Origin of the sequence: Massilia paldalensis (assembly GCF_044901715.1) — a bacterium.
Classification (GTDB): domain Bacteria; phylum Pseudomonadota; class Gammaproteobacteria; order Burkholderiales; family Burkholderiaceae_D; genus Telluria; species Telluria paldalensis.
The window spans coordinates 583,516-597,215 of the sequence record NZ_JBJCIU010000001.1 but is presented as its reverse complement, the minus strand read 5'-3'; the positions used below and the strand labels follow the sequence as shown (position 1 = coordinate 597,215).

General features: G+C 66.7%; 9 protein-coding genes. 3 read left to right on the top strand and 6 right to left on the bottom strand.

Annotated elements, in window-relative coordinates; all coding sequences use genetic code 11:
- Nucleotides 1-227 precede the first annotated feature (227 nt).
- The 5 genes from ACI1V7_RS02650 to ACI1V7_RS02630 form a co-directional block, all read right to left on the bottom strand.
- Complete coding sequence (locus tag ACI1V7_RS02650) at nt 228-1,283, bottom strand: ROK family protein (protein ID WP_404530221.1); 1,056 nt, start codon at nt 1,281-1,283, stop codon at nt 228-230.
- 263 nt (nt 1,284-1,546) lie between these two features.
- The gene (locus ACI1V7_RS02645) at nt 1,547-2,947 is read right to left on the bottom strand and encodes an efflux transporter outer membrane subunit (protein ID WP_404530220.1); all 1,401 of its coding nucleotides are present in this window, start codon (nt 2,945-2,947) and stop codon (nt 1,547-1,549) included.
- Complete coding sequence (locus ACI1V7_RS02640) at nt 2,944-4,023, bottom strand: HlyD family secretion protein (RefSeq protein ID WP_404530219.1); 1,080 nt, start codon at nt 4,021-4,023, stop codon at nt 2,944-2,946. The genes ACI1V7_RS02645 and ACI1V7_RS02640 overlap by 4 nt, the downstream gene beginning before the upstream one ends.
- 30 nt (nt 4,024-4,053) lie before the next feature.
- Nucleotides 4,054-5,817 carry an MFS transporter gene (locus tag ACI1V7_RS02635; protein WP_404530218.1) on the bottom strand — a complete coding sequence of 588 codons (1,764 nt, stop codon included), beginning with the start codon at nt 5,815-5,817 and terminating at the stop codon, nt 4,054-4,056.
- Complete coding sequence (locus tag ACI1V7_RS02630; RefSeq protein WP_404530217.1) at nt 5,814-6,221, bottom strand: MarR family winged helix-turn-helix transcriptional regulator; 408 nt, start codon at nt 6,219-6,221, stop codon at nt 5,814-5,816. The genes ACI1V7_RS02635 and ACI1V7_RS02630 overlap by 4 nt, the downstream gene beginning before the upstream one ends.
- Nucleotides 6,222-6,483: 262 nt before the next feature.
- On the opposite strand from ACI1V7_RS02630, the gene ACI1V7_RS02625 reads away from it, so the two are divergent.
- Together ACI1V7_RS02625 and ACI1V7_RS02620 are read left to right on the top strand one after the other, a co-directional pair.
- On the top strand, nt 6,484-7,734 hold the full coding sequence (locus tag ACI1V7_RS02625) for a dienelactone hydrolase family protein (RefSeq protein WP_404530216.1): 1,251 nt from the start codon (nt 6,484-6,486) through the stop codon (nt 7,732-7,734).
- Between the two features lie 188 nt (nt 7,735-7,922).
- Entirely contained in the window at nt 7,923-9,134 is a 1,212-nt protein-coding gene (locus ACI1V7_RS02620; RefSeq protein WP_404530215.1) for an esterase/lipase family protein, read from the top strand.
- 43 nt (nt 9,135-9,177) lie between these two features.
- On the opposite strand, the gene ACI1V7_RS02615 is transcribed toward ACI1V7_RS02620, so the two are convergent.
- The gene (locus ACI1V7_RS02615; protein WP_404530214.1) at nt 9,178-11,100 is read right to left on the bottom strand and encodes a hybrid sensor histidine kinase/response regulator; all 1,923 of its coding nucleotides are present in this window, start codon (nt 11,098-11,100) and stop codon (nt 9,178-9,180) included.
- Between the two features lie 330 nt (nt 11,101-11,430).
- Here ACI1V7_RS02615 and ACI1V7_RS02610 point away from each other — a divergent pair, with 330 nt between their 5' ends.
- Nucleotides 11,431-13,698 (top strand): ATP-binding protein, encoded by a 2,268-nt coding sequence (locus tag ACI1V7_RS02610; protein ID WP_404530213.1) that lies wholly within the window; start codon nt 11,431-11,433, stop codon nt 13,696-13,698.
- Nucleotides 13,699-13,700: the final 2 nt, after the last annotated feature.

The following is a 13,700-nucleotide window of genomic DNA, read 5'->3' as shown; positions in this document are numbered from 1 at the left end:
GGAAAAGTGTCAATAAAACAGAATTAGCGAAATGCGCAGAAACAACACATGCCATTATCATTAATGGAGAATCTAATTCCGATTAAAAGACGATATAAATTCTGCAAAAATCATCGACATTTCATTTGTCGTCAATTAAAAATAATCAGGGACGTTTTCGTACAAATGAAATACATTCCGGCGACATTTGGTTACATCGCGAAGTCGAGAAAATACGGCCCGCCGGTTCAGGCGAAAAACAGGCGCTGCATCGGCAGCGCAGCGGCACCGACCGCCACCGGATGCGTGCGCACCTGCGCCAGCGCCAGCTTGGGCTGCGGCGGGTAGCGCCCCCAGCGCGACGCCGGCGTCGGAATGCGCATCCGGTCGACGAGCGCTTCGGCAATCGACACGGGCAAGCGCCCGCCCAGCACGATGAATTCGGGATCGAACAGGCTGGCCAGCACGGCGGCGAGCATCGAGAACGGTTGGGCGGCCTGCTCCACCCACTCCTCGACGCCCGGAGTGCCAATGTCGATGCTGGAGCACATGGCTTGCGCGTCGTCAAATGCCAGGCCGCGGGCGGCGAGGGACAGGCGCAAGGACTCCAGGCTCGGGTAGTCGCCGCCCAGCAGTGTCGAGATCGCGCCGAACTCGCCGGCGTTGCCATGATGGCCGCGGAATGGGCGCCCGTCGGCGATGATGCCGCCGCCGAAGCTGTTGCCGAGATAAAGATAGGCAAAGTTGCGGTAGCGCCGACCCATGCCGAACAGGCTCTCGCCCACCGCTGCCGCCGTGGCATCGTTCTCGACCTCCACGGGCATCTGCAGCGCATCCTCGAGGAGCTGGCGGATGTCGACCAGCGCCCACTCGCCGAGCGCCTTCGGCGTGTTCAGGAAGCCGCCGTCGACGAAGAAGCCGGGAATGCCGACGCCGGCGCCGACGATGCGCTGCGCCTGCGGTACTTCGCGCAGGATGTCGTCGCGGAAACGCACCAGCAGGTCGACGACCGCGGCGCGCGATGCCGGCATGGGCGCATAGCGGACGGCGCGCTGGCGGCCGCTGAAGTCCATCAGCAGCAGCGACAGCGTATCCCCGAGCATGGCTATGCCGAAGGAAAATGCATAATCGGGATTCAATGCGAGATTGACGCTGGGTTTTCCCGGACCGTCATGATGACGCCCCGTTTCCACCAGCATGCCCTCGACCTGGAATAACTGGGTCAAGCGCGTTACCGTCGATTGGGAATAACCCGAGCGCCGCGTCATGGTGGCCTGGCTGATGCCGGGCTCGACGGACAACATGCGCAAGATCTGGCGCCCCGTCGCTCCAAGGCCTACCGGCATGGTGTAATTGAATTGGCGGGGGGAAGACAACGACGTGGACATACTCGATTACCGGATAAAGATAGCGAAATTCTACCTATAAAAATCCGGTTTTCATTAAAGTATGCATTAAATTTCTGTAATGTTCGATCAACCGGGTCCGCCAAAAGATGTAATTACGCCGCAATTCCCCGGATGGTTATTCCACCCTATTCTTTTTATATATTGCCCAATATATTTTCTTATGGTTGGACACGCGGCCCGGGCGCCCATCCGCCGCCCAGCGCGCGATACAGGTCGACGTGGGCCTGCAGCCAGCTCGCGCGCAACTGCAGCACATTCGTCTCGGCACTGAAGGAATTGCGCTGCGCGTCCAGCTCTTCCAGGTAGGAGGAATAGCCGTTGCGGTAACGGTTGTGGGCGATGCGCAGCGCCTCGGCGGTGGCGACGCGGCGTCCTTCCGCCTCGTCCAGCTGCTGGCGCAGCCGCTCGATGGCGGTGAGCGCGTTTTCCGTTTCGGCGAAGGCATTGCGTACCACGGCTTCGTAGGCGAACACGGCGCGGTCGCGCAGGGACGCGGATATCTCGGCCTGGGCGCGCAGGCGGCCGGCGTCGAAGACCGGTGCCAGGATGCTCGCGCCGACGCTCCACAATCCCGTGCCCGAGCCCAGCAGGTCGGGCAGGTTGTGCGCGTAGCCGCCGGCCGACGCCGTCAGGCGCAGCGACGGCAGCATCTGGTCGCGCGCGCTGGCCAGGCTGGCATCGGCGGCGGCGATCGCGTTCTCGGCCTGGGCGATGTCGGGGCGCCGGCGCAGCAGTTCGGACGGCAGGCCCGGCTGGATCGCCGGCGCATTCAGCGCGCCGAGGTCGGCACCGCGCGCGATCGGACCCGGGCTCGCGCCCAGCAGCAGCGCCAGCGCGTTTTCCTGCTGGGTGATCGAACGCTCCAGCTGGGGCACCACGCCGGCCGTGGTGCGGTACTCGGCTTCGGCCTGCGCAAGTTCCAGCCGCGAGCTGTAGCCGACCTCGAACTGGCGCCGCGCCAGGTCCAGCGAGCGCTGGCGCGATGCGAGGGTCTGGCGCGCCAGCGCGAGCTGGGCATCCAGGCCACGCAGGTTCAGGTAGCCGGACGCCGTACTGGCCGCCACCGACAACGCCGTGGCGTCCGCCGCCGCCTGCTGGGCGGCATAGTCGAATTCGGCGGCGCGCGTGGTGTTCTGCAGGCGCCCGAACGGATCGAGCTCGTAGGCGGCCTGCACATTGCCCTGGACCGAGGTCGTTTCGATGGGCGTGCCGAGCGGCCCGATCGCGCGGGCGCGCTGCGGCGTGATCCCCACCGTCACGCTGGGCTGCTGGGCGGAGGCCGCCACGCGGATGCGCGCCTGGTATTCCTGCAGGCGCGACTGGGCCGTGCGCACGTCGGCATTGCTGGCCAGCGCGCGCGCCACCAGCGCATCGAGCGCCGGATCGCGAAAGGCGCGCCACCACTGCCCCTCGACGGGGCCGGCGGGACCGACCAGCGGCGCCTGCGCGCGCCAGGCCTGCGGTACGGCCAGGGTCGATGGCGGCGCATCCGGCACGGCGATGCGGCAGCCGGCCAGCAACAAGGCACACGCCGCGCCGATCGCGACACCGCGCCTCATCGGGCCGTCCCTTTCCCCGAAGTGTCGATACTGGTCACCACCGACATACCGGGCCGCAGCCGCCGCGCCAGCTCCTGGTTCGGGTCGATGCTGATGCGCACCGGGATGCGCTGGGCGATCTTGACGAAGTTGCCGGTCGCATTGTCCGGGGTGATGACGGAGAACTCGGAACCGGTGGCGGGCGCGATTTCCTCCACGTGGCCGCGCAGGCGGGCATGGTTCAGCGCGTCGACGGTGAAGGTGACGCTCTGGCCCAGGCGCACGTCGGCCATCTGCGTTTCCTTCATGTTGGCGACGACCCACATCGTGCGCGGCACCAGCGCCGTCAGCTGGGTGCCGGCATTCACGAAGGCGCCAAGGCGCACCGTCACCTGGCCCAGCTGGCCGTCGCGCGGGGCGACGATGCGCGTGTTGGACATGTCGATCTCCGCCAGTTTCACCGCCGCCTCGGCGTTCGCCACGGCCGCCTCCAGCGAGGCGCGGTTGACGTCGACGCTGCGCAGGTTCTGGCGCGCGATCTCGAGCGCGGCGCGTGCCTGCTCGGTCGCGGCCACGGTCTGGGCCCCGTTGGCGCGGGCGGCGTCGCGTTCGCGCGCGGACAGCGAGCCGTCGGCCGCCAGCTCTTCCACGCGGCGCAAATCGGCCGCGGCGCGCTGGGCCTGGGCCGTGGCGTTGGCGACGGCCGCCTGGTTCTGGGCGATGGTGGCGCGCGCCGTCTTCTGGGTCTGCGTGAAATTGGCCAGCGCCGCGCGCTGGGCCGCGAGCTGGGCGCGTGCCTGCTCCAGGCGCTGCTGGTAGATGCGGTCGTCGATGCGCATCAGGAGCTGGCCCTGGCGCACGGCCTGGTAATCCTGCACGTCGACCTCGACGATATAGCCGGACAGCTGTGGACTGATGATGGTCACCTGGCCCCGTACCGTCGCGTTTTCCGTGCTCTGGACGGCGCTGTGGAACGGCGGCAGGTTCCAGGCATACAGGACGATCAGGACGCCGATCAGGGCGATCAGCGCGAACAGGATGCCGCTGACGATGACGTTGCGGTTGGAGCGTTGCTGGGAAGTCGTGGTGTCGGCCATGGTGCTGGTCAGGTGGTCATCGGGTAAACATCAAGTGGTTGCCGGTTCGGATGCGTCGCGCTCATCGGCACGGCGGTCGCCGGACGGCGTGGCAACGGGGGAATCGGTGGGCCGCGGCATCGGCGCCGGCGGCGCGGCCGGCGGCTCGCCGGCCTGCGCGGCCCGGTGCTTGGTCCATACGCCGAACAGGGCGCGCGCGAAGATCAGCAGCGCCAGCGTCGCCGCGATCGCCGCGATCAGCAGGAACACGTCGTTGTAGGCCAGGATATTCGCTTCGCGCGTGGCCGCCTGTGCGAGGACGGACACGCCCTGGCGCGTCCGTGCGGCCGGGTCGGCCAGCGCGCGTCCGTAGGCGGCGCCGCCCTGGGCGATACGGGCTGCGACCAGCGGATCGAGCGCGCTGAGCTGGTCGGCCAGCACGGAGGAATGGAATTTTTCGCGCACCACCTGGAAGGTGCCCAGCAGCGAGGAGCCGATCAGCGCGCCCAGGTTCTGGGTCAGGCCGAACAGCACGGAAAAACTGATCAGGTTGGCGGGGTTGGCCAGCACCTGGCCCAGCAGCGACACGAGCAAGGGGCCCAGGAACAGCGTGCCGCCGAACGCGATCATGCCCTGGCTGACATACATCTGCGCCGGACGGGTGACGTTGGTCGCATGCGAATCGATCCAGGCGCCGACCGCCATGATCAACAGCGCCACCACCTGCGGCCCCAGCAGGTGGGCCGGGTTGATCGTGATGGCGGAGACGACGATGCCGGCGATGGTGGCGAGCAGTACCACGGTGAACAGCGCGGTCAGCTCGTCGTTGTTCAGCCCGACCAGGCGCATGAAGCCGACCGCGCCCACGCTCTGCTCGGACAGCACCACGCGCACCAGCATCATCGCCAACAGCATCCGGGCGATGCTCCAGGTGGAGATCCAGCGCGTCTGCAGCAGCGGATTCCTGCGGTTGTGCTCGACGGCGATGGCGGCCAGGATCAGCACGATCGAGATCGCCAGCGCGACCCCGACCCAGGGCTGCTCCGTCCACCACAGCACCCGTCCGAACGTCAGGGCCGCGCTCAGCAGGGCGATGCCGGGCGCGAACAGCGCGAACGTGACGAAGTCGGTCGGGCGGAACGCCTTGAAGCGGTCGCCGGGCGGCAGCTTGAGCCACAGCACCCCGCCCAGCGTCACCAGCGTCAGGCCCAGCTCGAACACGTACAGGCCGCGCCATTCGGCCAGCTGCAGCAGGCTGGTCGAGAAGATGTAGGCGATCGGCTGCGGCAGCTGCGAGACCCCGGTCGAGATCACGATGCCCTTCAGGCGCGTCTCCTTCTTGAACGCCTGCAGCGTGTAGTACAGGCCCAGCGTGGACAAGGCGGCGCCGACCATGCCGTGCGCCGCGCGCACGGCGATGGCCGAACCGAGGTCGTTGACGAACAGGTGGGCGAACGTGACCAGTGCATACAGCACCAGGAAGAATTCGGTGAACGCGCGCAGGCCGAACTGCTGGCGGAATTTCACCAGCAGCAGGTTCATCGAGGCGTTGGTCATCACGTAGGCGGCCGGCAGCCAGTTGGTCTCGGCGGAGAAGGCGGCCAGCGAACCCTGCAGGTTGACGAGGTTGACCGTCACCAGTGCGTTGCCGAGGCCGCCGGTCAGCGTCACCAGCGTGCCGAGCAGGAAGTAGGCGAGGCGGCGCGGATTCGAATGCTTGGGAAAGGACGGCCCGCCCGGCATCGTCGGGCGTTCGTCGGGGTCCCATTGGCGCTGCTGGTACTTGTTGTCGCCGGTCGTCACCGCGTCGCTCATGCGCCCTCCAGTTCTTGGCGCAGCACTTCCAGCACGTCCGCGGCCGCTGCCAGGCGTTCGCCGTCGATGCCTTCCAGCGTGCGCCGCCGCAGTGTCTCCGCCTCCTGTTCCATGCGCGCCGTCATCGCCTGGCCGGCGGGGGTGGCGACGATCAGCTTGATCCTGCGGTCGTGGCTGGCCGCCGTGCGCTGCACCAGGCCGCGCGCGGCCAGGCGGTCGATCGTGGCGACCAGCGTCGCGCCATCGACGCCCAGCTGGCCAGCCAGTTCGCGTTGCGACGGCGGCGCGCTGCTGGCGGCCACGGCGGACAAGGCGCTCCAACCGGCCGCGGTCAGGCCATTGGCCTTGAGCTGGCGCTCGAGCGCGGCGCGCCAGGCCCGGGCGGCACCATTCAGCTCCTGCATGAAACGTTCGTCCTGATGTCCACTCATCGGCAGTCAATGGCTTGCGAGAAGGTGCCCTTCAAAAACCATAGAGTAGCAAATCATTAGCTTGACTGACGATCCGTACGCTATGGCAATTCTGTCCACACGCAAATATTTAATTCGAGAATTGGTTAAAGAGGTATTGCTCTGGAAAATCACAGTGCTTAGAATCAATTCATTCCGCTAAGCAATCAGTTCCCCAGTAGCCGCCTGCCGGGGGGATGCCGTTCCAGAGCCATTCATGTCCAAAGCACGTTTTTCTGTTCGCAAACTGACCGCCGCCTTCATCGCGACCCTGGCCCTGCTGCCGGGCGTCGCCATCGAACAAGAGCTGCAGCTCGACTATCGCATCAACGAACACATCGTCCTGGTCCCCGCCGGCCAGGCGCACCAGGCACGCCTGGAGACGACCGTGTTCCAGCCGAACGGCCCCGGCCCCTTCCCGCTCATCATCATCAACCACGGCAAGGATCCGGGCCGCCCCAACCTGCAGCCGCGCGACCGCTTCTACCACATGGCACATGCCTTCGTGGAGCGCGGCTATGCGGTCATGGTGCCGATGCGCCAGGGCTTCGCCAACTCGACCGGCCGCTACCGCGACCGCGGCTGCGACATGACGGCCAACGGCTATACCCAGGCCGAGGACATCCTGGACACCCTCGCCTACGCCCGCGAACAGAAGTGGGTCGACGCCGACCGCATCGTCGTCGCCGGCCAGTCCTACGGCGGCCTGGCGACCATGGCGCTGGGCACCGAGGCGCTGCAGGGCGTGCGTGGCCTGATCAACTTCGCCGGCGGCCTGCGCGACGACAGCAACGGCTGCGGCTGGCGCTCGGCGCTCGTCTCGGCCTTTGCCGAATACGGCTCACAGAACAAGATCCCCAGCCTGTGGATGTACGGCGAGAACGATTCGCTGTTCGGTCCCGACCTGGTGGCGCGCATGCACGACGCCTTCGAACAGGCCGGCGGCCGCGCCAAGCTGGTCGAATATGCGCCGTTCAAGCGAGATTCGCACGGAATGCTGGCCAGCCGCGACGGCCAGAAGGTATGGCTGGCCGACACCATGAAATTCCTGGACAGCGTCGGCATGCCGACCAAGGTGGTCAACAAGGTGCCGCTGCCGCCGATGCCGCAGCCGACTAATTTCGCCGGCCTGGACGACGTCGACGCCGTTCCCTTCCTGAGCGAGAACGGCCGCCGCGCCTACCGTGAATATCTCACCAAGATGACCCCGCGCGCCTTCGCCGTCTCCCCCAGCGGCGCCTGGACCTGGGCCGAGGAAGGCGAAGACCCGGAAGCGCGCGCGCTGGCGACCTGCTCGGCCAAGAGCGACAAGCCGTGCCGCCTCTACTCCGTCGACGAGCACGTCGTGTGGAATCCGGACCTGGCCGAGAAGGCGGCCGTGACGGCGTCGAACACGCCGGCACCGGCAGCGGCCGGCGATGGCAGCGGCAGCGCGGCGCTGGGCGGCACCCAGGTCGCGACGAACTAAGCGTCTGGTGGGCATGTGATGCCCACCCTACCTGATGTTTTAATGGCACTCGTCCATCCGTAGGGTGGGCATCACATGCCCACCAGGCATACCCGAGCACATCCCACGATTTCCAACAGAGTTAGCGCAAACTCCAGCCCGTATACCAAACCGACAATAGGGTTTCTTCCGACAGCTGGAGATTCCACATGTTGTCAATACAAAAGGCTTGCGTCTGCGCACTAGTCGCGCTCGCCGCCCTGCTCGTCCCCGGCGCGGACGGCAGTGCGCAAGCCGCCAACAATTATCCGGTCGTGCTGGTGCACGGCTTCCTCGGCTTCGGCCCGGACAGCTATCCCGGCAGCGGCTTCCTGTACTGGGGCGGCTACAACAACATCGCCGCGCACATGCAGCTGTACCACGGGCCGCATGCCGTGTATGCGGCGGGGGTCGGCGCCATCAGCACCAACTGGGACCGCGCCGCCGAGCTGTACGCGCAGATCAAGGGCGGCTGCACGGACTACGGCGCCACCCACGTGGCACGCGACGGCTACCCCGGCCAGGTGCAGAAGCCGCCCGGCAAGTGCTGGGCGGCCGATCCGGCCAACAATCCGGACGGCTACCCGCTGGCCCTGTATCCGCAATGGGATGCCGACCATCCGATCCATCTGGTCGGCCACAGCCAGGGCGGCACGACCATCCGCGCGCTGATCCAGCTGCTCGAACACGGTTCGCCCAACGGCGACGAAGGCGGCGGGGAACTGTTCCAGGGTGGACGGGTCGGCTGGGTGCGTAGCGCCGTCACGATCTCGGCGCCGCACAACGGCACCACGCTGCGCGACGCCGTATTGAACATCCTGCCGCAACTGCGCAGCCCGTTGCGCGATATCCTGGACAACCGCCTGGCGAATTGGGAGCTGGCGCCGGACGGCGCGCGGGAATTCAACCGCTGGGCGCTGACCTCGCCCGCCGTCTATTATTTTTCGGTCGGCACGCTGGCCACGGAGGCCGGCGCCTGGTGCTGCAACCACACGGACCGCGCGATCGCCCCCATCCAGAGCGCCAACTTCCAGTATCCGCGCACGGACATGATCCCCTACTTCAAGCTGTTCGCCGGCGAATGGATCGTGCCTTCGCTGGCCCAGCCCGGCATGGGGTCGTACACGCAGTCGGCGCCGGGACGCGTGCGCATCGACAGCGCCTGGTTTCCCAGCGACGGCGTGGTCAACACGATCAGCATGCGTGCGCCGGACGGCCATCCGGTACGCGACTACGACGGCAAGGCGCAGCGCGGCACCTGGAACTTCCTCGGCACCTACCGCGGCTACGACCATTTCGACATCCTGAACTGGCCGACGCAGGCGCCGTCGGCCGACCCGGTCTACGAGCGCATCTGCGACATCATTTTTGGATTGGATTAATGTGGCGGTGGGCACGTGGTGCCCACCATCCACGCCACGACCATCACATCGTCGTGCGCAGCGTGCGCGCCAGGTCGGACAGGCGATACGGCTTGTTGACGAACGCGAACTCGCTCAATTCGCGGCCATGGCGCTGCTTGAGCGCCGGCAGCGGGTAGCCCGAGGCCAGCATGATCTTGGTGCTGGGATAGTGCTCGCGCGTATAGCTGGCCAATTCGATGCCGTTCATGCCGTTCGGCATGACGACGTCCGTGAACAGGATGTCCACGTTGCGCCGCTCCATCAGGTCGATCGCTTCCTGGCCGCTGGCGGCCGTCAGCACGTCGTAGCCCATGCTGGCGAACAGCGAGGCGGCCACGTCCATCAGGTCCGGCTCGTCCTCGACGATCAGCACGCGTTCCGTATGGTCTTCGGTCGCCTCGGACACCGCGTCGCCTTCCCCATCAGCCATGCCGGCGGCCACCGCAGGCAGGTAGATCGAGATCGTGGTGCCCTCGCCTACCCTGGTGTCGATGACGACGTCGCCGTCCGACTGGCGGATGAAGCCGTAGACCTGGGACAGGCCCAGTCCCGTGCCTTTGCCCACTTCCTTCGTCGTGAAGAAGGGTTCGAAGGCGCGCGCCGCCACCTCCGGCGCCATGCCGCTGCCCGTATCGGCCACCGAGACGCGCACGTACTCGCCCGGCGCCAGCGCGCCGGCCGCGCCGGGTCCCAGCGTCGCGTTGGCCGTGGAGATGGTCAGGCGTCCCCCTTGCGGCATGGCGTCGCGCGCGTTCACGACCAGGTTCAGCAGGGCGGACTCGAACAGCGCGCTGTCGATGACGGCGCTGGCCGCCTTGCGGTCGAGTTCGATGGTGAAGTCGATGCCCGCGTTGACGGCGCGGCGCAGCACCGGTTCGAAGCTGCCGATGATGCGGTTCAGGTTGCGCGTCTCGGCCTGCAAGGGCTGGCGCCGCGCGAAGGCCAGCAATTGCTGGGTCAGGCGGGCGCCGCGGTCGACTGCGCGGCGCATGCTCTCGACGGTGCGCGCGTCGCTGTCGCCACGCAGGGCCAGCACCTCCAGGCCGCTCGACAGCACGGACAGCAGGTTGTTGAAGTCGTGGGCGATGCCGCCCGTCAGCTGGCCGATCGATTCCATCTTCTGGGCCTGGTACAGGGCCGCATCGGCCGCCGCCAGCGCCTCGTCGGCCTTCTTCTTTTCGGTGAGGTCGCGTGTGATCTTGGCAAAGCCCAGCAGTTCCCCACTGTCGTCGCGGATCGCGTCGATCACCACGTGGGCCCAGAAGCGCGAGCCGTCCTTGCGCATGCGCCAGCCCTCGGCCTCGAACCGGCCCGTCTCGGCGGCGGTGCGCAGCGCGCGCTGCGGCAGGCCGCCCTCGCGGTCTGCGTCCGTGTAGAAACGCGAGAAGTGCTGGCCGACGATCTCGTGCTGGGCATAGCCCTTGATGCGCTCGGCGCCCTGGTTCCAGTTGGTGACGGTGCCTTCCGGCGACAGCATGTAGATGGCGTAGTCGATGACGCCCTGTACCAGCAGGCGGAAGCGTTGCTCGCTCTCGCGCAGCGCGTCCTCGGTGCGCTTGCGTTCGGTGACGTCGCGCGTGACCTTGGCAAAGCCCAGCAGCACGTGGTGTTCGTCGTAGATCGGGTCGATGACGACGTGGGCCCAGAAGCGCGAGCCGTCCTTGCGCACGCGCCAGCCTTCGGCCTCGTACTTGCCTTCCTCGAGCGCGCGGCGCAGGGCCTTGGCCGGCAGGTCGACGGCGCGGTCCTCGTCCGTGTAGAAGCGCGAGAAGTGCTGGCCCAGGATCTCGGGCGCCAGGTAGCCCTTGAAGCGCTGGGCGCCCGCATTCCAGCTGCAGACGAGGCCGTCCTGGTCGAGCATGTAGATGGCGTAGTCGCTGATGCCGGAAATCAGGTACTGGTACCGGCGTTCGTTGGCCCAGGGTTGTTGCGAAAGGTCGTTCATGGCGCTGCCGGTTGTGTCCGCGGGCTACGGGTGCATTGATCCAAATTCATTGCTAATGATACACCGCCAGGGTGTCTTCGACGTGCACGCCAGTACGCCGTTTCGGCCGTTTTCACAGCACAACAATTTTCGTCAATAGCAGGGGCGCGCGGCCCGTTTTTACGTACCAGGATGCCCGAGGATTTGTCGGATCTGAGCACCCCGCCATTGGGGCAGTGCAACGCCGCTACAACATATTGTCCGTATAAGGGGCCGCGCCGGCGTTCTTCGATATTGTTTTCAATGTAAAATGATGAACTTGCTCACCCCGAAAAAGCGCCATTCACCCCAATGAGCCAGGACCCCATCCCCCTCCTGATCGATCTGTCGACCTGCGACAAGGAACCGATCCGCACGCCCGGCAGCATCCAGCCGCATGGATTCCTGCTGACCCTGTCCGAAGGACTGGACGTGCTGCAGGCCAGCGCCAACCTCGGAGACTGGACCGGCATCGGCGTCCATGACGTGCTCGGCCGCCCGCTCGACGCCGTCATCGGCACGGAGGCCATGCAGCGGCTCGCCCCCGAGATCGCCACGTCGCTGGGCCCGCGCCCCTTCTACCTGGGCGTGATTGCTACCGCCAACGGCCGCCACTTCGACGTGCTCGGCCACCGCTGGGACGGGCTCATCATCATCGAATTCGAGGCGATCGAACGGACGCAGGCGGCCGACTTCCGCCACCTGTACCCGCTGCTGGGCGACTTCCTGCTGAAGGTGAACGACGCGGCCAGCATCGAGTCGCTGGCCGAGCAGGCCTGCCGGCGCGTGCGTTCGGTGACGGGCTTCGGGCGCGTGCTGGTCTACCAGTTCGACACCGACGGCCACGGCAAGGTGGTGGCGGAATCGAAGGCCGAAGGCTACCACTCCTACATGGACCAGCACTTCCCGGCGTCCGACATCCCGGCCCAGGCGCGCGACCTGTACGCCCTGTCGCGCATCCGCCTGATCCAGGACGCCAACTACACGCCGGCGCCGCTGGTGCCTGCCACCAACCCCGTCACGGGCCGCGCCAACGACCTGTCGTTCGCGGCGCTGCGCAGCGTCTCGCCGGTGCACCTGCAGTACATGCGCAACATGAACACGCTGGCGTCGATGTCGATGTCGCTGATGGTCAAGGGCAAGCTGTGGGGGCTGATCTCGTGCCACAACGAGGGGCCGCATCCGGTCGACTTCGAAAAGCGCACGGCCTGCGAGCAGCTGGCGCAGATCCTGGCGCTGTGCATCGAGTCGCGCGAGGACGCGGCCGAGCTGCAGTTCCGCCTCGAGGTGCGGCGCATCATGGTGTCGATGCTGGCCGGCCTCACGCAGGGCAGCAACTTCATCGAGAACCTGTCCAGCGTGTTCCCGGAACTGCTGCGCTTCGCGCGCGCCTCCGGGGTGGCGATCGTCGTGGACGACCATATCCTCCCCTATGGCGACACGCCCGAGCACGACGATATCCTCGCCCTGGTCGAGTGGCTCACCGTGCACGACCAGGGCGACCTGTTCCATACCGACCGGCTCTCCTCCGTGTATCCGCAGGGCGAAAAGCTGGTGCGCAATGCCAGCGGCCTGCTGGCGATGCCGATCTCGCGCATCCACAAGCACTACCTGCTGTGGTTCCGCCCCGAGTACGTGCACACGATCGAATGGGCCGGCAATCCGCACGCCAAGGCCGTCATCCTGAACATCAAGGCCGAGGACGTGCCCGGTGCGCCGACCCAGCTGTCGCCGCGCAGCAGCTTCGTCGCCTGGCGCGAGACGATCCACGGCGCCAGCGTGCCCTGGCACGCTGGCGAACTGGAACTGGCGCTGGAATTCCGCACGGCCCTCCTCGGCATCGCCCTGGAGCGCGCCGAGCAGATGGCGGCGCTGGCCGAGGAACTGGGCCGCGCCAACAAGGAACTCGAGGCCTTCTCGTACTCCGTCTCGCACGACCTGCGCGCGCCGCTGCGCCACATCGTCGGCTTTGCCGACCTCCTGATCGAATCGGCCGGCAGCGAAGACGCCGTGCAACGCCAGCGCTTCCTCAAGAACATCAAGGAAGCGGCGCGCCTGGCCGGCAAGCTGGTCGACGACCTGCTGTCGTTCTCCCAGATGGGGCGCGCCTCGCTGCGCCCGACCCAGGTGGACATGAGCGACCTGGTCGCGAGCTGCCGCGAACAGGTGATGCGCGAGGCGCGCGGCCGCAACATCGAGTGGGACATCGCCCCGCTGCCGACGATCTGGGCCGACCCGACCTTCGTTCACCTAGCCATGGTCAACCTGTTGGCGAACGCCGTGAAATTCACCGGCCAGCGCGATCCGGCCGTCATCCGCGTGAGTGCGGAAGACCTGCCCGAGGAAACCATCTTCCACGTCAGCGACAACGGCGCCGGCTTCAACATGGAATACGTGCACAAGCTGTTCGGCGTGTTCCAGCGCCTGCACCGCATGGAAGACTTCCAGGGCACCGGCATCGGCCTGGCCAACGTGCGCCGCATCGTCGAGCGCCATCACGGCCGCGTGTGGGCCGATTCCGTGCAAGGCCAAGGCGCGACGTTCTCGTTCACCATTCCGAAGAAGAATTCAGACAATTGACG